Annotated in this window: 27 protein-coding genes and 1 pseudogene; 13 read left to right on the plus strand and 15 right to left on the minus strand. The window is 62.7% G+C overall.

All coding sequences use genetic code 11. From position 1 onward, the window contains the following. The first annotated feature begins 78 nt into the window (after positions 1-78). Positions 79-720 carry a TetR/AcrR family transcriptional regulator gene (locus NKH05_RS04170; RefSeq protein WP_352480932.1) on the plus strand — a complete coding sequence of 214 codons (642 nt, stop codon included), beginning with the start codon at positions 79-81 and terminating at the stop codon, positions 718-720. Positions 721-736: 16 nt separating this feature from the next. Here the strand turns inward: NKH05_RS04170 and NKH05_RS04175 are convergent, their stop codons facing one another. Further along, a complete protein-coding gene (locus NKH05_RS04175) occupies positions 737-1,750 on the minus strand; it encodes a helix-turn-helix domain-containing protein (RefSeq protein ID WP_353025057.1) in 1,014 nt (337 codons plus the stop codon). 221 nt (positions 1,751-1,971) lie between these two features. Here NKH05_RS04175 and NKH05_RS04180 point away from each other — a divergent pair, with 221 nt between their 5' ends. Continuing rightward, positions 1,972-2,679, plus strand: coding sequence for a hypothetical protein (locus NKH05_RS04180; RefSeq protein WP_352480930.1), 708 nt, complete (start codon positions 1,972-1,974; stop codon positions 2,677-2,679). Positions 2,680-2,749: 70 nt separating this feature from the next. Here NKH05_RS04180 and rpmE read toward each other — a convergent pair whose 3' ends face one another. Continuing rightward, the gene (gene rpmE / locus NKH05_RS04185) at positions 2,750-2,971 is read right to left on the minus strand and encodes a 50S ribosomal protein L31 (protein WP_006327661.1); all 222 of its coding nucleotides are present in this window, start codon (positions 2,969-2,971) and stop codon (positions 2,750-2,752) included. Between the two features lie 204 nt (positions 2,972-3,175). Between rpmE and NKH05_RS04190 the strand changes: the two genes are divergently transcribed. Further along, the gene (locus tag NKH05_RS04190) at positions 3,176-4,978 is read left to right on the plus strand and encodes an ABC transporter transmembrane domain-containing protein (protein WP_352480929.1); all 1,803 of its coding nucleotides are present in this window, start codon (positions 3,176-3,178) and stop codon (positions 4,976-4,978) included. A gap of 25 nt (positions 4,979-5,003) precedes the next feature. Here NKH05_RS04190 and NKH05_RS04195 read toward each other — a convergent pair whose 3' ends face one another. After that, on the minus strand, positions 5,004-7,031 hold the full coding sequence (locus NKH05_RS04195) for a DUF3857 domain-containing protein (RefSeq protein ID WP_352857552.1): 2,028 nt from the start codon (positions 7,029-7,031) through the stop codon (positions 5,004-5,006). Positions 7,032-7,237: 206 nt separating this feature from the next. After that, the gene (locus NKH05_RS04200) at positions 7,238-8,722 is read right to left on the minus strand and encodes a carboxypeptidase M32 (protein WP_352857550.1); all 1,485 of its coding nucleotides are present in this window, start codon (positions 8,720-8,722) and stop codon (positions 7,238-7,240) included. A gap of 183 nt (positions 8,723-8,905) precedes the next feature. Here NKH05_RS04200 and NKH05_RS04205 point away from each other — a divergent pair, with 183 nt between their 5' ends. After that, on the plus strand, positions 8,906-9,256 hold the full coding sequence (locus NKH05_RS04205; RefSeq protein WP_352480926.1) for a DUF1304 domain-containing protein: 351 nt from the start codon (positions 8,906-8,908) through the stop codon (positions 9,254-9,256). A gap of 79 nt (positions 9,257-9,335) precedes the next feature. On the opposite strand, the gene NKH05_RS04210 is transcribed toward NKH05_RS04205, so the two are convergent. The 7 genes from NKH05_RS04210 to NKH05_RS04240 form a co-directional block, all read right to left on the minus strand. Next, positions 9,336-9,734 (minus strand): hypothetical protein, encoded by a 399-nt coding sequence (locus tag NKH05_RS04210; RefSeq protein WP_352480925.1) that lies wholly within the window; start codon positions 9,732-9,734, stop codon positions 9,336-9,338. 264 nt (positions 9,735-9,998) lie between these two features. Further along, positions 9,999-11,030: a peptidoglycan -binding protein gene (locus NKH05_RS04215; RefSeq protein WP_352480924.1), complete on the minus strand. Its 1,032-nt coding sequence runs from the start codon at positions 11,028-11,030 to the stop codon at positions 9,999-10,001. Position 11,031: 1 nt separating this feature from the next. Next, positions 11,032-12,057 (minus strand): MotA/TolQ/ExbB proton channel family protein, encoded by a 1,026-nt coding sequence (locus tag NKH05_RS04220; protein WP_023719628.1) that lies wholly within the window; start codon positions 12,055-12,057, stop codon positions 11,032-11,034. Between the two features lie 115 nt (positions 12,058-12,172). Continuing rightward, on the minus strand, positions 12,173-12,880 hold the full coding sequence (gene trhA / locus NKH05_RS04225) for a PAQR family membrane homeostasis protein TrhA (protein WP_023719627.1): 708 nt from the start codon (positions 12,878-12,880) through the stop codon (positions 12,173-12,175). 99 nt (positions 12,881-12,979) lie between these two features. Further along, the gene (locus NKH05_RS04230) at positions 12,980-13,780 is read right to left on the minus strand and encodes an inositol monophosphatase family protein (RefSeq protein WP_023719626.1); all 801 of its coding nucleotides are present in this window, start codon (positions 13,778-13,780) and stop codon (positions 12,980-12,982) included. An 81-nt stretch (positions 13,781-13,861) separates the two neighbouring features. Beyond that, positions 13,862-14,428: an elongation factor P gene (efp, locus tag NKH05_RS04235; RefSeq protein WP_023678016.1), complete on the minus strand. Its 567-nt coding sequence runs from the start codon at positions 14,426-14,428 to the stop codon at positions 13,862-13,864. Between the two features lie 138 nt (positions 14,429-14,566). After that, positions 14,567-15,439 carry a LysR family transcriptional regulator gene (locus NKH05_RS04240; protein WP_352480922.1) on the minus strand — a complete coding sequence of 291 codons (873 nt, stop codon included), beginning with the start codon at positions 15,437-15,439 and terminating at the stop codon, positions 14,567-14,569. A gap of 95 nt (positions 15,440-15,534) precedes the next feature. On the opposite strand from NKH05_RS04240, the gene NKH05_RS04245 reads away from it, so the two are divergent. After that, a complete protein-coding gene (locus tag NKH05_RS04245; protein WP_352494151.1) occupies positions 15,535-16,551 on the plus strand; it encodes a zinc-dependent alcohol dehydrogenase family protein in 1,017 nt (338 codons plus the stop codon). Positions 16,552-16,596: 45 nt separating this feature from the next. On the opposite strand, the gene NKH05_RS04250 is transcribed toward NKH05_RS04245, so the two are convergent. From NKH05_RS04250 to NKH05_RS04260, 3 genes are all read right to left on the minus strand, one after another. Further along, on the minus strand, positions 16,597-17,628 hold the full coding sequence (locus NKH05_RS04250; RefSeq protein WP_352861127.1) for a tetratricopeptide repeat protein: 1,032 nt from the start codon (positions 17,626-17,628) through the stop codon (positions 16,597-16,599). Between the two features lies 1 nt (position 17,629). After that, complete coding sequence (locus NKH05_RS04255; RefSeq protein ID WP_353025059.1) at positions 17,630-18,277, minus strand: thiamine phosphate synthase; 648 nt, start codon at positions 18,275-18,277, stop codon at positions 17,630-17,632. A 176-nt stretch (positions 18,278-18,453) separates the two neighbouring features. Beyond that, entirely contained in the window at positions 18,454-19,338 is an 885-nt protein-coding gene (locus NKH05_RS04260; protein ID WP_353025060.1) for a DMT family transporter, read from the minus strand. 132 nt (positions 19,339-19,470) lie between these two features. On the opposite strand from NKH05_RS04260, the gene NKH05_RS04265 reads away from it, so the two are divergent. Together NKH05_RS04265 and NKH05_RS04270 are read left to right on the plus strand one after the other, a co-directional pair. Then, a complete protein-coding gene (locus NKH05_RS04265) occupies positions 19,471-19,920 on the plus strand; it encodes an Lrp/AsnC family transcriptional regulator (protein ID WP_023719620.1) in 450 nt (149 codons plus the stop codon). A gap of 95 nt (positions 19,921-20,015) precedes the next feature. Further along, complete coding sequence (locus NKH05_RS04270; RefSeq protein ID WP_023719619.1) at positions 20,016-20,786, plus strand: sulfite exporter TauE/SafE family protein; 771 nt, start codon at positions 20,016-20,018, stop codon at positions 20,784-20,786. Between the two features lie 40 nt (positions 20,787-20,826). Here the strand turns inward: NKH05_RS04270 and NKH05_RS04275 are convergent, their stop codons facing one another. Next, on the minus strand, positions 20,827-21,378 hold the full coding sequence (locus tag NKH05_RS04275) for a DUF2269 family protein (protein WP_023719618.1): 552 nt from the start codon (positions 21,376-21,378) through the stop codon (positions 20,827-20,829). A gap of 578 nt (positions 21,379-21,956) precedes the next feature. Here NKH05_RS04275 and rcdA point away from each other — a divergent pair. The 6 genes and pseudogenes from rcdA to NKH05_RS33075 form a co-directional block, all read left to right on the plus strand. Next, a complete protein-coding gene (rcdA, locus tag NKH05_RS04280; RefSeq protein WP_023719617.1) occupies positions 21,957-22,484 on the plus strand; it encodes a protease adaptor protein RcdA in 528 nt (175 codons plus the stop codon). A gap of 307 nt (positions 22,485-22,791) precedes the next feature. Then, positions 22,792-23,304, plus strand: a complete 513-nt coding sequence (ruvC, locus tag NKH05_RS04285) for a crossover junction endodeoxyribonuclease RuvC (protein ID WP_352480921.1) — start codon at positions 22,792-22,794, stop codon at positions 23,302-23,304. A 56-nt stretch (positions 23,305-23,360) separates the two neighbouring features. Continuing rightward, complete coding sequence (locus tag NKH05_RS04290; protein WP_023719615.1) at positions 23,361-23,630, plus strand: AbrB/MazE/SpoVT family DNA-binding domain-containing protein; 270 nt, start codon at positions 23,361-23,363, stop codon at positions 23,628-23,630. Further along, positions 23,608-24,030 (plus strand): type II toxin-antitoxin system VapC family toxin, encoded by a 423-nt coding sequence (locus NKH05_RS04295; RefSeq protein ID WP_353025062.1) that lies wholly within the window; start codon positions 23,608-23,610, stop codon positions 24,028-24,030. The genes NKH05_RS04290 and NKH05_RS04295 overlap by 23 nt, the downstream gene beginning before the upstream one ends. 13 nt (positions 24,031-24,043) lie before the next feature. Next, the gene (gene ruvA, locus NKH05_RS04300) at positions 24,044-24,664 is read left to right on the plus strand and encodes a Holliday junction branch migration protein RuvA (RefSeq protein WP_023719613.1); all 621 of its coding nucleotides are present in this window, start codon (positions 24,044-24,046) and stop codon (positions 24,662-24,664) included. Between the two features lie 40 nt (positions 24,665-24,704). Then, positions 24,705-24,779, plus strand: a pseudogene (locus tag NKH05_RS33075) (AbrB/MazE/SpoVT family DNA-binding domain-containing protein); the annotation flags it as partial. Positions 24,780-24,782 lie beyond the last annotated feature (3 nt).

A 24,782-nucleotide genomic window follows, 5' to 3' on the forward strand; every position in this document is an offset into this window, starting at 1 on the left:
CTCACATTTGCCAAACGTGATAAACCCTCGTATTTTGCGAGTCAAGCCAATTTGTTGATTGTTCGCCTGGAGACAGTGATGGAAGGCTCTGCCGTATCGGATTCACAGGATGGCCAGATCGCATCGCCGCGCCGAACGCCGAGCCAGCAGCGTAGCCGCGAGCGGGTCGAGCGCATGCTGGCCGCAGCGTCGGCGCTGATCGCCGAGCAAGGCAGCGATGCGATGCGCATGGGCGAGGTGGCCGAGAGGGCTGGCGTGTCGATCGGCTCGCTCTACCAGTTCTTCCCGGACAAGCGGGCAATCATTTGGGCGCTGGCCGAACGCTACACCGCCGAAAGCCAGGCCTGCATCGCGGCGGCACTTGCCGACGTCAGTGACGCCGACGGCTTGCGCCAGGCGTTTTCGGAGCTGGTGGATATCTACTACCGGTTATTCCTGGCCGAGCCGGTGATGCGCGACATCTGGTCGGGGACACAGGCCGACAAAGCATTGCGCGAGCTTGAGCTTGCCGACAGCCGGGCCAACGCCGAATTCCTCACCACGGTGCTGAAGCGGTTGCGGCCGTCCGCCGATCCGGAAGCGCTGGAAACGACGGCATTTCTCATCTGGCAGATGGGCGAGGCCGCAATGCGGCTTGCGATTTCGGTCGACCGGCAAGAGGGTGACAGGCTGGTTGCGGCCTACAAGCGGATGGCTCTGCGAGAGTTGCTCGGCGCCTGACCGGCGCCGCGCGCATTCATTTTCCCTTGCCTGGCAAGGAGATGGCCGGCATCGTGCCCTTCGGCGGCCGATACTTCCGCCGCCATGCCTTCGGGCTCAGGCCGGTGATGCGCAGGAACTCACGGTTGAAGTTCGATTTGCTGAGGAAACCGGCGTCGAGCATGATGCGGGTGATCGGTTCGTCGGTCGCCGCGAGCAAGCGGCGGGCCTCATCGATCCTCCTGCCGTTGACGTATTGGGATACGCTCGATCCGTGGACGCGATTGACCGCCGATGACACTTGCCGTGCGGGGAGGCCGAGCCGCCTGGCGATGCGCCCGAGGTTGAGATCGACATCCTTGTAGAGATATTTCGATGTCATCAGCGCGTCGACCGCCGCCGCGACCGCGGAATCTTCGCTGGTCACCCGTGGCGTGGTTTGGGCGTGCGACACATCCTCTTCCTCTTCGTCGGAAGCAGCGGTTTCGCTGGCAACAGCGGCCGCGCTGCCGAGCAGCATCAGCGCTAGGACGTTGGCGGCGGCAATCACCGCGCCGGAATGAGTGCCACCTGTCCATTCGAGGTCGAAGCTGATGATGATGTCGGTGACCGGCGATGCAAGGATCGCCAGCGCCGTCACCAACAGCGATCGGTAGGACCGCAAGACGCCGTCGAGACGCGATTCGACAAGAACATCCGGACCGGCCAGCGCTAGCCAAAGAAGGGCGGCGCCATAGGACAGGAAAACGAGGATGATCACCGGCCCGACCGGCTCGCGCCAGAAGATCAGGAGCAGGACAACCAGGCAGGCCGGCAGCAAATGCGGCCAGAGTGATGCCAGGCGATGCGCGGACGGTTCCTTTGTCAAACCGCTGAAGGCTATCCAGGCAAGGGGTGCGATCAGTGTCGCCAGGACCGACTGGAACGGCATGATTGCCCTGACATCATAACCCCAGCGAATGCCGATCAGCACCGACTGCAAGGCATAGGCGGCGATCAGCAGCATGAAGGCGATGTTTTCACGCAGATCGGCCTCGTTTCGGCGGACCATCTGCAACGAGCAGGATGACCAGCAACAGGGCAACGACGAATGGCAGGGGAATGAAGATCATGATCGCAAGCGTGGTTCCAAAGCGGGCAGCGGCCGACAATGACCCGGATTGCGTTCGCGGTCGTCCCGGATCGCGATCAAGGTCGCGGAAATCGACGTTTCAGATCATCTCGACAACGCCACGGTCCAGTCGCGACCGCCCAACATGATCGGAGACAATGATGAAATCCGCAATTCTCGTCTTGCTGCCTTTTGCCGGCGTTGCCCTGGCATCGCCGGCGACCGGTGAGGCCTCCAAGACGCTCGATCTCGTCGGGGTGAGCGCCGTCGTCATCACCGGCGAAGCCAGTTCCGTCAAGCTCACCACTTCGTCCGCGGCACCCTACCACGCGACGATCAGCGGCCGCCGTGAAGGCTGGTTTGCGAGCTGGTATTCGAGTTGGTTCGCCAGTGACTGCCGTTCCGCCAGCGACATGAAGCTGGTGGCCTCGACGCTACGCATCGATGTTGCTCCCTCCTCGTGGCTGGATCCTTCGGACTGCGTGGTCGAGATCAACGCCAACATCCAACCCGAGAGTTCCGTGTCGATCGACCAAGCGGCGCTGCAAGCCAACATGGCGGGGAATTTCTCTACTATCGCCATCGCCGGCAAGGCCGCCGATGTTTCACTCGACGGGCATGCTTCGAGCATCGATCTCAAGGGCGAGGCGCTGAAGGTCAATCTCTTCTATGGCAGCATCCGGCAGGACGAAAACATCGCGATTGCCGGCAAGGCGCTGGAAGCCACGCTGTCCTTCGGCCAGCAGGTTCCGATCAGCTATTCGGTGACAGCATTGGCGTCCTTCGTCGACAGTTCGCTTCCCAACACCGCCGGCGCCAAACCCTCGATCGTCATCAAGGGCGATTTCGTTCGCGCGACGATCCGCTGAATAAAAAACCCGCCACAAGGGCGGGTTTTTTATCTGCAGGCAGCCAATGCGGCTTGAGCGTTCTTCGACCTTACAGGCCAAAACCTTCGAAGCGCTTCTTGAACTTCGACAGGCGGCCGCCGCGGTCGAGCAGGGTCTGCTGGCCGCCGGTCCAGGCCGGATGGGTCGTCGGGTCGATATCGAGGTTCATCGTATCGCCTTCCTTGCCCCAGGTCGAACGGGTCATGTATTCGGTGCCGTCGGTCATGACGACCTTGATGGTGTGGTAGTCGGGATGGATGTCGGTCTTCATGGTTCTGTTCCTGGCTTGCCGGGTGCTGCCGACGGGCTGAAGCCTGCGTCGATGCGCCCCTTTTAAAAACTCGAAGCCGCAGCTATTGAGGAGCCACGGCTTCTAAAACGGTCGGCGAGCCTATACATCAGCCGGAATTGAATCACAAGGCCGCGGCAAGCGCATATTGATGGCGCAAACCTCAAAAGGCCAAAGGACACGGTCATGGCGAACATCAGCGGCGATGCAGACGAGCGCAGGCGCTCGCTGAGGCCGCTGCAGCGCCTGTTTCCCTACATCACCCATTACCGCAAAATGGTCATCGGCGCGATCATCTCGCTGGCCGTCGCGGCGGCGACGACGCTGGCGCTGCCACTGGCCGTGCGGCGGATGATCGATCACGGCTTTTCCGCTTCCGATTCCAGCTTCATTGCCGAATATTTCGCCATGCTGGTGGTGATGGCCGCCGTGCTGGCGGCGGCGTCTGCCAGCCGCTACTATTTCGTCATCACGCTGGGCGAGCGCGTCGTTGCCGATATCCGCCGCGATGTCTTTGCCCACGTCACGACGCTGTCGCCCTCCTTCTTCGACACGGCCCAGTCGGGCGAGATCGTCTCGCGGCTCGCCGCCGACACGACACAGGTCAAATCGGCCGTGGGTGCTACCGCCTCGGTGGCTTTGCGCAACGTCATCCTCGGCCTTGGCGCCGTGGCGATGATGGTCTTCACCAGCCCAAAACTGTCCGGCCTGGTCATCGCGGCCATTCCGTTAATCGTGCTGCCGCTGGTCGCCTTCGGCCGCTCGGTGCGGCGCAAGTCACGGCTGGCGCAGGATACTCTGGCCAATGCCACCGCCTATGCCAGCGAGCAGATCGGCGCGGTCCGCACCCTGCAGGCCTTCACCAACGAGAAGCTTGTCACCGGGTATTTTTCATCCGCCGTGGAAGCAGCGTTCGAAGCGGCGCGGGCCTCGATCTTTGCCCGCTCCTTTCTCACCTTCTTCGCCATCTTCATGATCTTTTCCTCGGTGGTGGCGGTGCTGTGGTTCGGTTCGCGCGACGTGCTCGACGGCACGCTGTCGCCAGGTACGCTTGGCCAATTCCTGCTCTATTCGGTGTTCGCTGCTGGCGCGCTCGGCGCCTTGTCGGAGGTCTGGGGCGAACTGTCCCAGGCAGCAGGCGCTGCCGAACGGCTGACCGAGATCCTGGCCGAGAAACCCGCGATCCAGGCGCCCGCCGATCCGAAGCCGCTGCCGGCAAAGGCGAGAGGCGCGATCAGCTTCGACGATGTCTCCTTCTCCTATCCGGCCCGGCCCGACCGCGCCGCCGTCCATGGCCTCAGCTTTCAGGTCAAACCCGGCGAGACGGTGGCGATCGTCGGACCATCCGGCGCCGGCAAGAGCACCGTGTTTTCGCTGCTTCTGCGCTTCTACGATCCGGAAGCCGGCAGGATCGTCATCGACGGAGTCGATCTGCGCGAGGCCGATCCGGCCGCGATCCGCGCGCGCATAGCCATCGTGCCGCAGGATGTCACCATCTTTGCCGCAAGCGCGCGCGACAATATCGGCTTTGGCCGGCCTGGCGCCAGCCAGGCCGAGATCGAGGCGGCGGCGAAAGACGCGCTTGCCGACGAGTTCATCCTGAAACTCGAAAAGGGCTATGACAGCCAGGTCGGCGAGCGCGGGGTGACGCTGTCGGGCGGCCAGCGCCAGCGCGTGGCGATCGCCCGCGCCATTTTGCGCGATGCGCCGATCCTTCTGCTCGACGAGGCGACCTCGGCACTCGATGCCGAAAGCGAGACGCTGGTGCAGACGGCGCTCGACCGGCTGATGCAGGGGCGTACCACGATCGTCATCGCCCATCGGCTGGCAACCGTGCTGAAGGCCGATCGCATCCTGGTCATGGATGGCGGCCGCATCGTCGAGGAAGGCACGCATCAGAGCCTGGTCGCCAAGGGCGGCATCTATGCGCGGCTGGCCAAGCTGCAGTTCGAAACCGGGGCGAATGCCTTCAGGGGCGCGGCCGAGTAGGTCCCCCAGCGACCGCTGGGATTCTTCAGCTACCGAAAGCTCGGCGTTTGCCGCGTCGATAGGCGATGAACAGGGGAACGCCGACAAGCAACGACAACAAAAGCATGCTGGCGACGGTCTGGCGCTGCTCCTTTGCCGGATCGCTGAGCTGCACATCGGCAGGCGGCTCTTCATAGGTAAAATCGTACTGCCACCGGATTTCGTCCGCGACGTCATCGACGGTTTTCAGATAGTCGGCAATCGCCTTGGCCGGCACTTCAGTTGCCAGGCTCTGAAAGTTCCATTCGACTTGAAATTCGGTGGGCGTGTTGGACCAGGACGCCTTGAGAGACAGATAGGGCGTCACGACGTTTTTCATCGACTCGCCGGAAAACCTCGCCTTGAGGTTGCGCACCGTCATCTTGTGACGCCGGTAGAACTGGGGGCCGATGGAGACGGGCCCGGTTCGGTCGACGATTGTCGGGGTTGGAAGAGAGTTGTTGCCGAGATCGGCCGCGCGGATCGGGAAATTCTTTGCCAGATCGTTGGCCGCCAGCGCCTCTGCCGGCAAGCGATAACTTTCCTTCACGCTCACTATGTTGTCGTCGCGGCGATCCACGATTTCCGGCTTGGCGACGGTTTGGATGCCCGCATATTGCTTGTTGTAGTATTTCAGGTAGGCGTCCGACACCTCGCTCAGCGACCGGCTGGCCAAATTGCCGCGCATCCAATCGGCATCGGCGTCCTGATATGTCGAGAAGACCGTCAGCACGAGGGGATCGCCCGGTTTCCGCGGAAAATCGAAGTCCTCGGCGATCTGGATCGATGGGCTGGTAAGCACAGGACTCGGCATCTTCTCCAATCCGCCGGTGCTGGAAAGCGGCAGCGCGAAGCCGTAGTCCGACTGTGCGAGATTGGGCGCCTTGCCGCCCTGAAGATAGTCGGTAGCATCCAGCCAATATGTCTTTGTTCCGATCCTCGCCTTGACGATGGCATGGTCGAAATCGCGAAGCGCCGGCAGATGCTGGTCCAGGGCCCGCCCTTCGTCGAGATCGGCCAGGGCAACCTCGGCAGCAATGCCAAGCCGCACAAGCGAAGAAACCAGCAGCAGTGCCTTGTCCTTGCAGTCACCAAACCCGCTCAGGATGACGGTCGCGGGATCACGCGGAATGTAGGAACCGGCACCCATCGACAGGCTTACATAGCGGATCTGGTCCTGCACCAACCGCATTGCCTCGACCATCCGGTCTTCGGGCACGGGATGCCGCAGTGCGATGTCGTCGAGCTTTGCGGCAAAAGCCGAGGGAAAAACGGTCGCTGGCTTGTAATAGGGCGCAACAGCATCGACCACACTTTGCCAATTCGCGGTCGATGCGACATCGATAGAGCCCCAGCCTGGATATGTCACGGGCAGGTTGTCCTCGACATTGACCGGTTTCGGGTTTGGAATTTCCCACAGATAGGTCGTGTCCGGCCCTGTCGACGAGATCGAAGGCTTGAGTTGGGTCCCCCTTGTCTTGGTCTCGAGCGGCTGGCCCGAAGGCCAAATGATGCTCGTGCGGATAAGCGCTACCGGCTCTTCCCATTCGGTGGAGAAATTCTTGAAGAAGAGATCCTTGCCGACGAGCGGCGTTATCTCATAGGTCGATCCGTAATCAACGATGTCGCCGGCGCGCACGTCATCGATGTTGACATGTGCTGTCAGCCAGCCGTCGAAGACGCCTTTCTCGGCATCTCTTTCCCTGCGGAAGATGTCGAATTCGACGTCTTCCAGCCGGTCCAAAACGGCGCCGTCGCGGATGATGTGAAGATGGTTGAGCGTGACCTTGTGCCGGGACGGATCGAATTGCAGATCGATACTCGCGCCCCGATCCAGCCCGGGACGGTCAACGATTCTATAGACTGTGCGCGAGTACTCGACATAGCCGCCGGCGCGATGCTTGATCTGGTCGTCCGAGAGCAGCCATGAAACGCCATTCTTGATTTGATCCGATCGGGTGGGATCGGCAGCCGGAGTATCAACCTGCGTTACCCAGCTTTCCGCGGGGCCCTTGAGAACCATGTCGTCGGACATGGCCGGAGAACTCAGGCCGATCAACAAGATGAAAAATACCAAGCGGGGCCAGAAAGACTTCATCCCATGAAAACTGTAACAGGCAGACATCTACGCTCGCCCAACTTGGAAGAACTCCTTTTTCAGAGGCTTTCCCACCAAAGTAAAGGCCAGTTTCGCGGATTTCTGCGGTCACCGCAGCAAGAACCAGGAACAGACGAAGCGACTCAGTTACCGTACCGCTTCTTCAGGTGATCGGTGAAATGCACGGCATTGAGCTTTTCGCCGGTGGCGCGTTCGAGCAGTTCCGGCGTCGACCAGCGCGAGCCTTGCGACCAGATCCTTTTGCGGCGCCAGTCGTTGATCGCGGCGAAATCTCCCTTGGCGAGGTCTTCGTCGGCTGAAGGATGATCTCTGGTCAGCGCCGCCCATTGCTGCGCCGCCATCATGGCGCCCAGCGTGTAGGAGGGGAAATAGCCGAAGGCGGCACCCGGCCAGTGGACGTCCTGCATCGGACCATCAGCCGGATTGTCTGATGTCGACAGGCCGAGATAATCGCGCATCTTGGCATCCCAGGCCTCGGGCAGGTCGGCTGCTTCCAGCCGCCCCGAGACAAGCTCCTGCTCCAGCTCGTAGCGCAGGATGACATGCAGCGGGTAGGTGACCTCGTCGGCATCGACGCGAATCAGACCGCGCTCGACCCGGTGCACATGCGGCAGGATGTCGTCGATCGTCCAGCTCTCACCAAGGTGTCTTTCGACCACCGGCAGTGCCCAGCGCCAGAATTCTGGATTGCGGCCGATCTGCTTTTCGACGAACAGGCTCTGGCTTTCATGCACCGCCATGCCGCGCGCTCTGCCGAGTGGCCAGTGCGCCCACGCCTTCGGCAGGTTCTGCTCGTACAGCGCATGGCCGGTCTCGTGCAGCACGCCCATCAGCGCCGACAGGAAATCCGAGGTCTTGTAGCGGGTGGTTATGCGCACGTCGCTCGGCACACCGCCGCAGAAGGGATGGTGCGAAACCGACAGCGAGCCGTGGGTGAGGTCGAAGCCGACTGCGGCCATCATGGCGAGGCCGAGCTCGCGCTGCTTGTCCAAGGGGTAGCTGCCGGAAAGCGGCTTCAGCGGATGTTTCGCCAGCCGCTCTTCCTGCACGGCCAGTGCCTCCGGTACGAAGCCTTTCAGGAAGGCCTTCAACTCGGCAAACACCGGCGTGATGTCGGCGGTGCGATTGCCCGGGTCATATTGCTCCATCAGCGCGTCGTAAGGCTCGAGCCCGAGCACCTCGGCGCGAAGTGTCGCCTCCTCGCGGACCAGCGCCACGACGCCTTCGAGTGCCGGCAGGAAGCCGGCCCAGTCGTTCTTGGCGCGCAGGTCGCGCCAGAGCTGCTCGGAGCGCATGCGTACAGTCGTCTGGCGCTCGACGAACTCGACCGGCAGGCAGGTCAGGTTGGTGTACTGCCGGCGGAATTCCCTGACCGCGGCCTGCTGCTCTTCGTTCAACGCCTCCTGCTCGGCCGCCGCGATCCAGTCGGCAATCTCCGGCGCAGTCGCCTGGGTGTGGTGCATGCCGGCAAGCGCCGACATCGCCTCGGCGCGCTTCTCGCCGCCGCCGACCGCCATATGGGTCGCCTCGTCGGCGCCGAGAATGGCGAGGGCATGTTCCAGCGCTTCGAGCTTGTGGCCGAGGTCGTCGAGTTTTTGAAAGGACATGGTGGGTTCCGCTGATTTGACGGCGGGAAAAGATACCAACGCAAAAGTGTTGGCAACCCCTGAAGACCGTCTGCGACCGATGCATTGACTGCCGGCCGCAACGGCCGAACGGCATCTTGCGGAAGCGTGGCGTGCGTGATCAATGTCGTCGGCGGCGGCAGACCGCAATGGGGGAGACGAGATATGATCGCCAATGTGCTGGTCGGGCTGGTGGCCGTGATCCACCTCTGCATCGTCTATCTGGAGACGGTGCTGTGGGACACGCCGCGCGGCCACATGGTATTCAAGCTGACGCCGGAATTCGCCAGTGCCTCGAAAGTGCTTGCGGCCAATCAGGGACTTTACAACGGTTTTCTCGCAGCCGGGCTGATCTGGGGGCTTTACCTCGGCGAAGCCGGTTTCCAGTTCAAAGTCTTCTTCCTGCTCTGCGTCGCCGTCGCCGGTCTCTACGGCGCGGCGACGGTGGGCCGTAAAATCCTGTTCATCCAGACAGTGCCGGCAATGCTGGCGCTGATTGCGCTGGCGTTGGGCTAGCGCATGATCCCTGAACCGAAAACTGGAAAAGGATCATACGCAAAATCAATTGCCACAGCGCCGGGCGCTGCGGCCGATCTCAGCCGCCTGGATAGTTTGGGCCGTAGCCGTTAGGATAGTATCCGCCATCGCCGCCGTTGCCGATGAGGAAGGCACTGCCGGTATCAGCGCGTAGCTTTTGGCTGACATCGTCGAGCTGCGCCAGCAACTGCTGATATTGCGTGCTCGGCATCGTTCCATCGCGCGCGGCCCTCTGGGCGGCCCGATCGAGTTGAGCGACCTGCGTGCGCAAGTCACGCGCCTCGCCCGGCTCGAGCTTGTTCGCCCGGATGGCGCCCTGGATACCCGTCTCCACGCTCTGGATCTGATTGATCAAGGCCGTCACACGCGGGCCGGCGTAAGCGCCAGCAAACGGAACGGCGAGGAGAAGTGTGGCGAGCGTAGCAGTCCTGAGGTTCCTGGGAGCGAAGAAGCGCATGGTTGCGTCTCCTTTACTGGGGAAGGCGGTGGTTGGGAGGGGCCCGCCTTCCGGCCGCGGGCCGTCAGGTTCCGTCGCGTCGCGATGAGCGGTTCCACCGCCGGCGGTTCTCGGCCCATGACCAAGGCTAAAAGGTGGTGGTGGCAAAGTGTAATTAAAAAAAGGTAATTTTTTCAGCTCTTGCCGCTGCCGCACCAGTGCCCTAGATGCCGCCGACTTGAGCCGGCTCGATCCGGTGCATGTAACGAGCCAAAGGCTTGCAGATCACCGCTCGGTCAGCTTCAGCTCGATGCGGCGGTTCTTGTTGCGCGCCTCTTCGGTATCGGCGGGGTCGAGCGGCTGGAATTCGCCGAAGCCGGCGGCGACCAGCCGGTTGGCCGGGACGCCGTTCTCGATCAGGAACTTGACCACCGACGTCGAGCGCGCCGTCGACAATTCCCAATTGTCGCGGTAGCGGCCGGTGCCGGAGAGCGGCTTGTTGTCGGTGTGGCCGTCGACGCGCAGCACCCAGTTGATCTCCGGCGGGATCTCCTTCTGCAATTCGATGATGGCATCGGCGAGCTTCTTCATTTCGACCTTGCCGGCATCGTTGATCACTTCGGAGCCGGTCGGGAAAAGCACTTCCGACTGGAAGACGAAGCGGTCGCCGACGATGCGGATGTTCTCGCGGTCGGCGAGAATTTCACGTAAGCGGCCGAAGAAATCGGAGCGGTAGCGGTTCAGTTCCTGCACGCGTTGCGCCAGCGCGACGTTGAGGCGGCGGCCGAGATCGGCAATCTTGGTGTTGGACTCGCGATCGCGCGTTTCGGACACGTTGAGCGCTTCTTCGAGCGCTCCGATTTGCCTGCGTAGCGCCGCGATCTGCTGGTTGAGGATTTCAACCTGGCTCAGTGCCTGTTGACTGATCTGGCGCTGGCTGTCGAGCTCGCCGGAAAGTGCCGTTGCGCGCTGGTTGGCGGCGTCGCCGGCGCCAGCGCCTTGCGCCAGCAATTGTTCGAGCCGGCTCTTTTCCGCCTCCGATGCAGACAGCGAGGCCTGCAAATTGGCAAGGGTGTCCTCCTTGTCCTGCGTCGTCGAGCGCTCCAGCGCCAGAAGCTGGGTCAACTCATTGATCTGGGAGTTGAGGCGGTTGAGCACCGTGTCCTTGCCGGAGATCTCGCGGCCGAGCAGGAACTGCGCCAGCACGAAAACCGTGAGCAGGAACATGATCGCCAACAGCAGCGTCGACAGCGCATCGACGAAGCCAGGCCAGTAATCGATGCGGCGGTCGGAGCGCCGGCCTCGTGCCAACGCCACGTCAATGCACTCCAGGTTTCTTCAAGGCGTCGGCGATCTTCTCCAGGGTGTTGCGCATCGCCTTCTGCTCGTCGGACTGGGCCTCGACCCAGTCGCGCATGATCTGCTGTTCCGAGCGCATGTTCTTGACCAGGCCAGAAATGCCGTCGGCGAGATTGGCCATGGCGGTGGCGACGCGCGGATTGGAGCCGCCGCCATTCTCCTGCAGGGTGCGCAGCTTTTCCGACAACAGACGGATTTCATCGGAGGGTTCGCTCTTGGCCGCGTCGGCAACGACGATGTCGGAGGACAGGTCGGTGACCGAGGACAGCCAGTTCTCGAGCTCGGTATAGAAGCGCGTCTGGGCGCGGCCGGCCTGCAGGTCGAGGAAGCCGAGCACCAGCGAGCCGGACAGGCCGAACAGAGACGACGAGAAAGCGGTGCCCATGCCGGCCAAAGGGGCGGAAAGCCCCTGCTTCAGGGATTCGAGCACGGCCGCTGCGTCGCCGGTGCCGGGATCGAGCGACTCGATGGTTTCGCGGATCGAGCCGATCGTGTTGAGCAGGCCCCAGAAGGTGCCGAGCAGGCCGAGGAACACCAGCAGCCCGACAAGGTAGCGCGAGGTGTCGCGGCTTTCGTCGAGGCGGGTGGCGATCGAATCCAGCATGGTGCGCATCGAACTGGTCGAGAAGGCAATCGTCGAGGAGCGGCCGATCATCGCCTTCATCGGCGCCAGCAGCACGGGTTCGGTGGTTTCGGAACCGGCGCGGAACGAATTGACCCAGCGCACCTCGCGGAACAACCGGCCGACCTGGACGAAGGCCAGCAGGATGCCGACCGCCAGCACGCCGATGATCAGGCCGTTGAGGCCGGGATTGGTGACGAAGGCGGTCGAGATCTGGCGGGTCAGGATGGCGGCGATAAAGGCCACGATGAACAGAAAGATCACCATGGTCAGCAGAAAGACCTGCGGGCTCGACAATTTGTGCGGGTCGTAGATCAGAACGTCGGAGCGCCTGCCCATGCCGAAGGATCTGAGTAAAGTCATCCGTGCCCCGTTTCCGATGCCATCGCCGCCGATCACATTGTGTTTGCGACTCTAAACGGAATTGTGACGAAATTGAATGGCGCTTGGCAATATTGCCACTGTCCGCGACCGGAGGTCAAAGCCGGTTGATGACCAGGCAGTCGACCATGGCGGCCAGATGCAGGCCGGCGCCGGTGACGACAAAGCCGTGCCACAGCGCATTGTGGAAGCGCAGGCCTTTCCAGGCGAAGAAGATCACGCCACAGGAATAGACGATGCCGCCGGCAACGATGAGGGCGATCGATGTCGCCGGCAGCGTCCGTAGGAGCGGCTCCACCAGAACGATGCCGCTCCAGCCGATGGCGAGATAGAACACGATTGCCAGCCGGTCGAAACGGCCGGGGAGAAAGACCTTGATGGCGATGCCGACCGTCGCGGCGATCCAGACCAGGACGATCATCGAAACAGCCAGCGGCGAGCCGCCGAGCTGGGCAAGGAACGGCGTGTAGGTCGCAGCGATCAGCAGGTAGATCGCCGCATGGTCGAAGCGCCGCAATATCCATTTCGCCGGCGACGATACCGGCCACAGATTATAGGCCAGCGAAACCGACAGCACGGTGAGCAGCGAGACCACATAGAAGGCGGCGGCGACATATTCGCCGGGGCCGGTTCGATAGGCGGCCAGTGCCAGCAACGTCGAGCCGGCAGCGATCGCCAGCACGATGCCCACGGCGTGGACGATACCGTCGGCGATGATCTCGGCGCGCGAGTAATGCCAGCGCCCCATGAAGGGGATGTCGAGCTGGGATAATTCGCTCTGGGATGTGGGCCGGCTGTTCGTCATCGATGATCCTGCGTCGCCTTATCTGGGCGGCCGCGGGACAGTATTTCAAGCTTTGGTTGCGGTTTTGCGACTGCGGCGCTTCAGCGCGGCGCGACTACATCAGCGCGCTGGGAGCGGCTTCTTCACCGTCTTCAACAGCGCGCGTTGCATGAGTTCGTTGCCGGCAACGACCGAACCGGCGGTCAGCATGTCCTGGCCGCCGGCAAAATCGGAGACGAAGCCGCCCGCCTCGCGGATCAGCAACATGCCGGCGGCAATATCCCAGGCCGACAGGCCGATTTCCCAAAAACCGTCCATGCGGCCGGCGGCGACGTAGGCGAGATCGAGCGAGGCGGAGCCGAGGCTGCGCACGCCCGAGACCTCGGCCATGACATTGCGCAACTCGACAAGGAAATTGCCGTGCTGGCCACGCCCGAGATGCGGCACGCCGCAGCCGATCACCGCATCGACCAGCTTGGTGCGGCCGGCGACGCGCAACCGTCGATCGTTCATGAAGGCGCCGCCGCCACGCTCGGCGGTGTAGAGCTCGTCCATCGCCGGATTGTAGATGACGCCGGCGACGATCTGGCCTTGGCGCTCCAGCGCGATCGAGATCGCGAACAGCGGGATGCCGTGCAGGAAATTGGTGGTGCCGTCGAGCGGATCGACGATCCAGCGGTGCTGGCCGTCGTCGCCCTCGATCACGCCGCGTTCCTCCATCAGGAAGGCGTAGCCGGGCCGCGCCTTGGACAGTTCGGCAAAGACGATGTCTTCGGCCTTGCGGTCGGCCTGGCTGACATAGTCGCCCGGCCCCTTCATCGAGACCTGCAGGTTCTGCACTTCGCCGAAGTCGCGCGACAGCGAGCGGCCGGCCTTCATTGCGGCCTGGACCATGACATTGAGGATCGCGGAACGCGCCATTGCTCTTCTTCCTGTCGCTGCGCCTATCTGCTTTGACGCGTGATCCTATCCAAAAAGTCTGCCACTTTTCGGGATCACGCCTTAGTCGGCGCGGCGTACGTAAGTGATTTCGTTGGTATCGACGATGATACGCTCGCCCGAGCCGATGAACGGCGGCACCAGCACACGGATGCCGTTTTCGAGTATCGCCGGCTTGTAGGACGAGGCTGCCGTCTGGCCCCTCACCACCGGGTCGGCCTCGGTGATGGTCAGCGTCACCTGGTCGGGCAGCGAAATGCCGATCGGCCTTTCGTCATAGAGCTGGACCGTCACCATCATGCCGTCCTGCAGGAAGGCGGCGCGATCGCCGACGAACTCCTTTTGCAATTCGAGCTGCTCGTAGCTTTCGGTGTCCATGAACACCAGCGCGTCGCCCTGCTCGTAGAGGAAGGAAAAATCCTTCAGATCGAGCCGGATCTGCTCGACCGTCTCGGCCGAACGGAAGCGCTCGTTGAGCTTGGTGCCGTTGATCAGGTTCTTGAGTTCGACCTGGTTGTAGGCGCCGCCCTTGCCGGGCTTGACGGTGTTGGTCCTGACCGCCACCCAAAGGCCGCCATCATGCTCGATGACGTTGCCGGGACGGATTTCGTTGCCATTGATCTTGGCCATGGTGAGGTGATCCGGAAATGAGATGATCGCCGCAAAGGGCAATTTGGCGCCTCCAAGACCACAAATCGCTAGCAGAGGCAAGGAGCGCCTTCCGATGAAGCGGGAACGAAGCTCGCCCGGCAGCGCGGCGCGGCAGCCTCAGTCCGTCCTGACGATGGCGGTTACGGCCGCGCTCATGGCGTCGGCTACCTCTGTTAAAAGATGCAGGTGCGGCGAACGCAAGACGACAATTCGCAGCGACAGCTCGAGGCCGGGAGCGTCGACCAGGGCAATGCCCTCCGGCAGCTTTTCCTGCAGCAGCCGCTTGGGCAGCAGGCCAAGGCCTTGGCCTCGACGAACCCAGTCGATCTGCAGCGCGCTGTCCTGAATCTCGGCGCCGACCATCAACCTGTGGCCGCCCTCGGCAAGGGCAGCCGCCAGCCGCCGGCGCGCGTCGCACGGTTCAGGACTGAGAACCCAGGGCATGGTCTTGACGTCGGCTTGCCGGCCGGTGTTTTCGGCGGCGATGATGGCGAGGGGCTCGGTTCCGACAACGCCGTCGCCAGTTTTGGAATTGCCGCCGTCCAGGATGAAGGCGAGGTCGAGCTGTCCGCGCTTGTGCTGGTCGGCCAGCTCAAGGCTCCAACCGCTCTTCAGACGCAGCGAAACCTTCGGAAACCGCGCCACGGCATCAGCAATGGCGGCGGCCACGGCTTTGTCGCAAAGTCCATGGGCGAGGCCGAGCCGCAGCAGACCCTCCGGCTCGTTGCCCCTGGCGAATGATCGCAGCGCGTCGACGGCGGCGAGAATGTCCTTGCCGCGTGCCAGCACCTCTACGCCGGCCGGGGTCAGTCGCGACGGCTTTAGCCGGCGGTCGAGCAATTCCGTGCCGAGCATCTCCTCCAGCCGCTGGATCTGGCGGGTGACGGCCGGCTGCGTCAACGGCAGGCGTCGAGCCACCTTCTGAATCGAACCCTCCTCGGCAAAGAGGGCCAGTGTTTTCAGTTCTTCGAGCACGAGACACCTGAACATGTCAGAGAGGCATAATTATGCTGAACATTATGAATTTGAAATCCGATGGATGGCAAGCGATTTTCCTCCGGCAGGACCAGCAGAGAAGGAACACGATGAAAGCGATCGAATTGCAGAGCCCGGGCGGCCTCGAGAATCTCAGAATGGTCGAGCGGCCGATGCCTGAACCAGGGCGCCAAGAGATGATTGTGAAGGTGAAGGCGACGGCGCTGAACTACCGCGATGCCGAGATCGTCCGCGGCAGCTATCACACGAAGTTTGCATTGCCGCTGGTGCCGCTGTCGGACGGCGTCGGCGAAGTCGTAGCCGTCGGCGCCGAGGTCAGCAGGTTCCAGATCGGCGACCGGGTCTGCGGCACGTTCTGGCAGCGCTGGGTCGGCGGCAGTTTCGCGATGGCCGAGCCCTCCTATCAACGTGGCGGCCCGATCGACGGGCTGCTCAGCGAATTTGCTCGGCTCGATGAACAGGCGGCGGTGCTGGCGCCGGCCAATCTGAGCGACTTCGAGGCGGCGACGCTGCCCTGCGCCGGCGTGACGGCATGGCACGCGCTGTTTACAGAGGGCAGCGTCAAGCCCGGCGATACCGTACTTTGTCTCGGCACCGGCGGCGTTTCCTTGTTTGCGATGCAATTCGCCGCCGCTGCCGGGGCGCGCGTCATCGTGACGTCGAGCAGCGACGAGAAACTTGCACGGGCAAAGCAACTGGGCGCGCATGATGGCGTGAACTATCGCAGCGTCCCCGACTGGGCATCGGCCGTGTTGGGATTGACGGATGGGCGCGGCGCCGACCATATCATCGAGGTTGGCGGACCGCAGAGTTTTACACAATCGCTGAGGGCAGCGGCGCGCGGCGCCCAGATCAACGTCATCGGCTATCTCGGCGGCAGTGACGGCGCCATCAACCCGCTCGACATCTTCCGCCGGCAGGTCAGGGCGCGAGGCATACCGGTGGGCTCACGCGAATCCTTCGAGGCGATGAACCGCGCCATTGTCGTCAACCGATTGAGACCGGTGATCGACCGGGTCGTACCGTGGACCCAGGCCGCCGAAGCCTTTCGGTACCTTGAACACGGCTCGCCCTTCGGCAAGGTCGTGCTCGATCATACGCAATGAGCCTCGCGCTTGCGAGTCCGGGTGCAATGAGTCGCGAGATCACAGTCAGGGCAGGCGATTGGCCCGTTGCAGCGCCTGCTGCGTCTGCTCGTCGGTCAGGCCCTGCAGGAAATCGTCCATCTCTTGGTCGATGAGCCCAGCGCGGCGGGCGACAACATACCAGGCGCCGGCGAGGATCAGATCCGGATCGGTGCCGATGCCGTTCATGTAGAGCTTGGCGAGACGGTTCTGGGCGGCGACGTTGCCGCCTTCTGCGGCCTGCTTCATCCAGTTAAAGCCCGATTTCAGGTCGCGGGCGCCGCCGCGCCCCTCGATCATCCAGGTGGCGAGATCGATCTGCGCCGTGTCGTAGTTCTGCCGCGCAGCCTGTGCCAGCAGGCCGCGGGCGCGGACATCGTCGCGCGCCTTGCCGCCGGCGCCATTGGCGTAGACCTGTGCCATCGCATATTGTGCGTCGGCAAGCCCGGTCGCGGCGGCGCGCTCGTAATAGGATACGGCTTTGGCAATACCGGCATCGCCGGGCTCCTGTTCGACCATCAGCTGGGCAAAATTAAACTGCGCCAGGCGGTTGCCGGCTTCGGCGGCGGCCTGCATCAGCGCATAGGCCTCCTTCTCGTCCTTTTTGACGTAGCGGCCATCGAGCAGCATCAGCGCATACTGGAATTGCGATTCCGGGATGCCCTGCTCGGCGGCAAGCGCATACCACTTCGCCGCCCCTGCCGCGTCGACCGGCACGCCGAGGCCGCGCGACAATATCTCGGCCACCAGCGTCTGTGCCGCCGGATCGCCGTTTTGAGCACGGGAAATCGCAAGGTTGTAGGCCGTCTTGTAGAGGCCGCGCTGAAAGGCGCCGTAGGCGGCGTCGGACGGTTTTGCGCCGAAGCGGTCGGGGTTGATGGTATCGGCCGACGGCAAAGGGGCCGTGGTGGCGGGCTGCGGCAATGGTGGGAGAAACGGCTTGTCGGCAGGCTCGCTGGAATCCGGCCTCGGCTGCGGCAGCGGAACGGGTTCCGCCGCTATCGCCTGGGTTACGGCCGTTGCGAGAAAAGCGCTGAAAAGGATCGTCCGAGAGAGCACGTCAGTCCTCGAAGCGCGGTGCGGTTTCGTCGAGCAGCGCGTTGGCGGTGGCAACCGCCGTCTTCGGATCGACGTCGCCGGCGAAAACCGCGCTGGAAAGCGCCACGAATTCGGCACCGGTGGCGGCGACAGCTTCCACCGAGGCAAGATCGGATCCGGCCATGACGATGCAAGGGATCTGGATCACGTCCGCCCACCATTGCCCGAGCGACAGGTTGCGGGGATGCGGCTCCGGCTTGTTGTCGTAGCCGAAGCGACCGAAGAAAATATAATCGGGCCTGACCTCGCCAAGTTCCAGCGCGTCGTCGCGGGTCTTGGCGCCGCCGGTGCCGACCATCATCCTGGCCTGGAAGTGTTCGATCGTTTCGGCGAGCTCGTCCCTGCCGACCTCGACATGGATGCCGTCGGCCTGGACGCGGCCGGCGATGCGGGTGTCGCCAGCAATGATGACGGCAATGCCGGCCGCTTGCGCCACCGGCACGATCTGCTCGGCAAAGGCCTGGAAGGCGGCCTCGTCCATGCCGTTTTCCGGCAGGATCAGCGAGGCGACGTCACCGCCGTCGAAGGCTGCGGCGATGCGCTCGGCCGGCACGTTCGGCGGCGCGATCAACACGATACGGCAGCGGTTGGGGGGCGTTGCGTCATTCATTGGTGTTCGGTCCCGGTTATCGCCTATGCCGGGCGAAGATGGTTGCATTGCGGCATAGAGCAAAGTGCGGGGATTGAACAGGCGGCAGCGGGATCACGATTGCCGTCAAGATTCTATCGGGCTCGGCAGCATGGCTGCCGTTGGCCGAAATTCTCCTCGCCTGGTCGCTTGCGGCCCTACGCAGGCACCTTCGATTTCCACAGCGACCAGCCGAGGTTCATGCCGGCGGCGGCGACCAGGATGGCGGCGGCGCCGGCGATCTGCGCCGGATGCAGCCGGTGGCCGAAGGCGACGACGTCGACGAGGATGGCGACGACTGGATAGATGAAGGAGAGCGATCCCTGCAGATGCGTCGGCAGCTTCTGGATGGCGCCGTACATGAGGATGTACATCAGGCCGGTGTGGACGATGCCGAGCGTCGCCAGCATGACCCAGCTCCGCGCATCGACGGGAAGGTGCGTGAGATTGGCGAAGGGTGCCAGCATGAGAACGCCGACGCAGACCTGGATCAGGGCGATCAGGTGTGGTGGCGTGCCTTTGAGCTTCTTGGTGACGATAGCCGCAACGGCCCAGAAGAAAGCCGCGGCCAGCGCCATCGCAATGCCGGTAGAGTAATCCGTACCATGATCGCCTGCATCGGGCGCGGCCTGCACGATCAGCAGCATGCCGGCAAAGGCGATGCCGAGCCAGGTCAGCTTGGTCACCGTCAGCCGTTCGGAGAAGAAGAGCGCGCCAAAACCGACCAGCATGAAGGGCTGCGTATTGTAGACAGCCGTGGCGATCGAGATCGACGCGCGGGAAAACGCGCTGAACAGCAGCAGCCAGTTGATAACGATGGCAGCACCGCCGAGAGCCGCGATCGCGACAATGCGAAGCGACAGCCTGCCGCGCAGCAGTCCCAGCGCCGTGCAGATAACCAGCAGCGTTACCGCACCGAAGGCGCAGCGCCAGAACACCACGTCCATGATGGGTTGGCCGGACAGGACGACGAACCAGCCGATCGTGCCGAGGATCGCCATCGCCGCAGTCATTTCGATCGTGCCGCGTACCGTGTTGTCCATGGATGCTCCTGAAACCCGTTGAGATTTTATAATCCCACGGCGGATCGGGCCTTTCCATGACTTGTAAATGGTGATATGCAGAACGAACCTAATTTAATTAGGTAAACATCGGCTTTTTCTTGGAATTGTAAAATGCTGGACGAGCTCGATAGAAAGCTCCTCGATATCCTGGTCAGGGATTCACGGACCTCGCTGAAGGAACTGGCGCTGCAGGTCGGGTTGTCGTCACCAAGCGTTTCGGAGCGGCTTCGGCGGCTTGAGGATCGCGGCGTCATTCGCGCGTTCACCATCGACATCGATCCGCAGGCGCTCGGCTACGCCTTGCAGGCGATCGTTCGCATCCGGCCGTTGCCCGGTAAGCTGCACATCGTCCAGAAGCTGATCGAGGAAATCCCGGAATTCGGCGAATGCGACAAGGTGACGGGCGATGACTGCTTCGTTGCCCGGCTGTTCGTCCGCTCGATCGGCGAGCTCGACGGGATTCTCGACCGCATCGCCGACAAGGCCGAAACCAGCACCGCCATCATCAAGGCGCAGCCGATCCGGAGACGCCCGCCGCCGCTCGACATGCCAAACATGTGACGGGCTCCGGTGGCGTGGCCCACGTATTTGCGGTCGCGGTCTGGCCATTTCTGGTCTATTCCAGAGTTCAACTTCCCCTCCAGCCTCCTTTCCCCATGTCAGGCCTGCTCATCGATCCCTGGTTCTATGCCGCGGCCATGCCGGCCGTCATCCTCGTCGGCCTGTCGAAAGGCGGCTTCGGCGGCGCCGTCGGCTTTGTCGGCGTGCCATTGATGGCGCTGACCATGCCGCCGGTTCAGGCTGCCGCAATTCTTCTGCCAATTCTGTGCCTGATGGACATTGTCTCGGTGTGGACATGGTGGGGTATCTTCGACCGCAAGATGCTGGCCGACATGATGCCGGGTGCCGTGATCGGAATTGCCCTTGGCTGGCTGACGGCGGCACTTGTAACCGAAGAGATGGTCCGGCTGATCGTCGGCGCGGTCGCCCTGATCTTCGTGCTGCGCTGGCTCTATTTGCAACTCCGCCACGGTGCCGGCCACGCGGCGGAGCCCAACCGCGTTGCCGCCGGCTTCTGGGGTACCGTTGCCGGGTTCACCAGCTTCGTCGCCCATGTCGGCGGCCCGCCTTTTCAGGTCTATGCGTTGCCGATCAGGCTGGATCCGAAGGTGCTGTCCGGCACCGCGGCGATCTTCTTCGCCGTCACCAATGCACTGAAGCTCATCCCCTATTTCGCGCTCGGCCAGTTCGACACCACCAATTTGACCGCGTCGGCGGTGCTGATGCCGCTGGCGCCGCTGTCGACAATCGCCGGCGCCTGGCTGGTGCGGCGGATGCGGCCGGAGCTGTTCTATCCCTTCACCTATGCGACCGTGGCGGTCGTCGCGGTCAAGCTTCTGTGGGACGGCATCGCCGGCCTTCTGTAAGACGGCGGCCCCAGGCGGCCGCCGCCGGATTCCTTAAACCTCAGGCGGCACTCGGCAGCAGCGGCCGCGTCCTGCCAAGCGCGAGAGCAGCGCCGGTTGCCAGCACGAACGCCATGCAGCCAAGAATGGTGATGTCGTGCAGTGTCGGCTTCAGCACCATGTCCGCGATGATCATCAGCATCACCGAATAGTCGAAGCGCGCGGCATTGAGGACGCGCTGGCCCTGGGCAAGCACCGCCGGCGTCACGCCATCCTTGGCGATCATGCCTGCCATGCGGTCGGCAGTCGGCTTGAAGACGAACATGCCGATGCAGAAGGTCGTCGCATAACCGGCAAGGCCGATCAGCACCCACAAATCGGAAAAGCCGACCCAGAAGCCGCACATGATGAGGCCGAAGAGCAATGTCAGCATCGACATCGGCGCGAAGAACCGGTTACCGAGCTCGCCAGTGGCGCGCATCGCCTGCAACATGCCTTCGACGTTTCCAGCGCGGTCGGCGCGTACCGCAAGCAGCATCAGGGTGAAGCCGCCGCCGACCCAGAGGATCGCCGAGACGATGTGCAGAAATTTAACGGCCGAGTACCAGTCCATTGTTCGCTCCTTGAGAAATTTTGATGATTGCCGGAGCGCAATTTTGCTCCGCCTCGTTGCGAGGAGCGGGCGTTTAGCGCGGCGCCTGTTTCGGAACGATGTCGCGCGGCGAGCGGATCTGTTTCGGTATGTCGGTCACGATCTGGAGGAACCGTGGCGCAAGCGCGTCGCCCCCACTTTCCAGCCGGTGGTGAGAGCGGCGGCTTAGCCGGCCATCTGTGCTGTTACGGCACAGATGCTGGGCGCTTGATCGAAAAATATGCCCTGCGTTAAGGCTTTGTTAAGCTTTACAGGCGTTTACTATGTCCATCCAGTGATCTGGATTCTTACCGAGTGGTTGGAGCCACTTTGTTTGACGCCTCCCTGTTAAACTCCTGAGAGCCGCCTTATCCGCGGCTCTTTTTTTGTTCGCCGGCATGGAGCCCCTTGGGCCAAATGCGGCCGTTAACCGTTTGTTAAACATGTGCTTGCCTTCGCCGGCAGCGAAGCGCATTTTCAAGCTTCAGTCGTTTAGGCTGCCGGATATGGCGGCCAAGAGCCGAATCGGCCGGCTGTCAGGCAAGTGCAGGGGCGCAGCGATGAACGAGCCTTCGAAGGCGAGCGCGAACACCATCAAGCTGGCGGAGCGCCGGGTTTTCTCCCAATCCTTCAAGCCGCTCTATCAGGAAGGCATGGGCTTGGTCGAGCAGGCGGCCGAATATCTCGACGGCAAGGGCCGCGCCGAGGCCAAGAAGCTGTCGAGGCTGGCGGCGACGCTTTATGCGGCCGAGTCGATGCGGCTGACCACCAGGCTGATGCAGGTCGCCTCGTGGCTGCTTTTGCAGCGGGCGGCGAATTCCGGCGAGATGACCCGCGATCAGGTGGCTTCCGAAAAATCCAAGGTGCGTCTCGACACCGCCTCCGCGCATGACGAGGCGCCCGGCTGGGCCGAGCTGCCGACGGATTTCGTCGACCTCGTCAACCGCTCGCTGCGCCTGCAGGCGCTGGTGCGCCGCATGGACGAGGAGATCTATGGCGGCCTCGCCGAGGTGCCTCAGTCGAGCCGTCGCCTCAATCCGGTCTCCGACCAGATCACGTTGCTCAACACGGCTTTCGCCCGCGGCTGAGAGACCGTTTGGAAACTCTACTCCAGCGGCCATCTGGCGGCGTTTTCTCCGCTTACCTGCAGCGCCGCGTCCTTTTGGACGCGCAAAGGACGCTGCAGCACTTTGATTGCGCATGATCCCCTCGGGATCACGCGTGGGCTCACGGACCCAAATGTCCGCTGCGCTCCGGTTCTCGAAACCACCACCATATGACTCGCCGGAGCGACCTTTCGAAACGGTCTCAGAGGCTTTGTGGACATCACGAGCCCCGTTTCTGGTTTGTTCACATTTCGCTGGCATCGCTGCCCGCCGAAGGTAGACTTGGCGGATGGGGGAAGCGATTCGCATCATCGGCATCGATCCGGGGCTTAGGCGCACCGGCTGGGGCATCGTCGAAAGCCTTGGCAATTCGCTGCGCTTCGTCGCTTCCGGCACAGTACGGTCCGACGACAAGGCGGCGCTGGCGGTGCGTCTTTGCCAATTGCATGACGGGCTTGCCGAGATCCTGCATGCCACGATGCCGCACGAGGCGGCGGTGGAGCAGACCTTCGTCAACAAGGATGCCGCGGCGACGCTGAAACTCGGCCAGGCACGCGGCATCGCCATGCTGGTGCCGGCGCGCGCCGGCCTTGCCGTTGCCGAATATGCGCCCAACGCCGTCAAGAAGGCGGTGATCGGTGTCGGCCATGGCGACAAGAAGCAGATCCATATGATGGTCAAGGTGCTGATGCCGAAGGCGACTTTCGACACCGACGACGCCGCCGATGCGCTGGCCATCGCCATCTGTCACGCGCATCACAGGCAGAGCATCGCCTACAGGATGGCGATGCTGGCCGAATAAGTTTGTTCTTGACTTGTTCTCCAGTGAACAATAAGTAATACCAACGAGGTATTACCATGCGCGTTACCACCAAGGGCCAAGTGACCATCCCGAAGGAAATACGGGATCATCTGGGTATCGGCCCGGGCTCGGAGGTGGAGTTCGTCCCCACCGAGGACGGTGCTCGTGTCATTGCGGTCGACGAAAACATGTCGAAGGAGGAAGCCTCGCGCAGATTCAGCCAGATGCTCGGCCGTATGGCTGGTACGCTGGATCTGGGGGGCATGACGGCGGACGAATATGTGGAATGGCTGAGGGGCCCGCGTGAAGACCTCGACATTGATTGACACAAACGTCCTGATCGACGTTTGGGGTCCTGCCGGACGGGAGACGAAATGGTCGGCATCAGCAATTACCGCATGCCGGCGCGACGGCGCACTCGTAATCAATGCAATCGTCTGGTCCGAACTCGCGCCGTTGATCGCGACCGAACAGGCCCTTCGCCAAGCAGTCGACATGCTCAAGATCGAGCGTGAACTCCTGCCGTGGGGAGCGGCCTTCCTTGCTGGTGTCACGCACTCCCGCTATCGCCGCGCCGGCGGCCTCCGCGAACGAACGCTGCCGGATTTCTTTATTGGAGCCCATGCGGTTGTCGCTGGGCATCGCCTGCTGACGCGCGATGCCGCGCGCTATCGCAGCTATTTCCCGGACCTCGATATCATCTCTCCGGAAACCCACCCGGCATGATCGGCACGCTCAAATGATCGGCAAGCTAAAAGGCACGCTGGACGAGATCGACGAGGATTTCTGCATCGTCGACGTGCATGGCGTCGGCTATGTCGCCTATTGCTCGGCGCGCACGCTTGCCGCATTGCCGCCGCCCGGCGAGGCGGTGATATTGTTCATCGAGACCTATGTGCGCGAGGATATGCTGCGGCTCTATGGGTTCCAGTCGGTGCTGGAGCGCGAATGGTTCCGGTTGTTGATGAACAATGTGCAGGGCGTCGGCGCCAAGGTGGCGCTGGCAATCCTGTCGACGCTGGCGCCGGCCGACCTCGCCAATGCGATTGCGTTGCGCGATATCGCCATGGTCAGCCGCGCGCCGGGCGTCGGCAAGAAGGTGGCGGAGCGCATCGTCACCGAGTTGAAGAACAAGGCGCCGGCCTATGCAGGTGCTGCCTCCGGCACCATCGGCCTGAAGCAGGAGCTCGGCGAAGGCGTTGCTTCGGCGCCGATCACCGACGCAGTCTCGGCGCTGGTCAATCTCGGCTATTCTCGCGACACTGCCGCCAACGCAGTGGCGGCGGCGTTGAAGACGGCCGGCGAGGAAGCGGACGCGTCGAAGCTGATCCGCTTCGGGCTGAAGGAGCTGGCACGGTGAGATGTTGCCCGACAAATAAATTCCGACTAGGAACAAGAGCATGGTCGGATATGCGGGCTTGACCTCCAGGGGGCAGCTTACGATTCCAAAGAAAGTCCGGAACGAGTTGTCGCTCAAG

Source organism: Mesorhizobium sp. M1399 (assembly GCF_040317735.1).
Classification (GTDB): domain Bacteria; phylum Pseudomonadota; class Alphaproteobacteria; order Rhizobiales; family Rhizobiaceae; genus Mesorhizobium.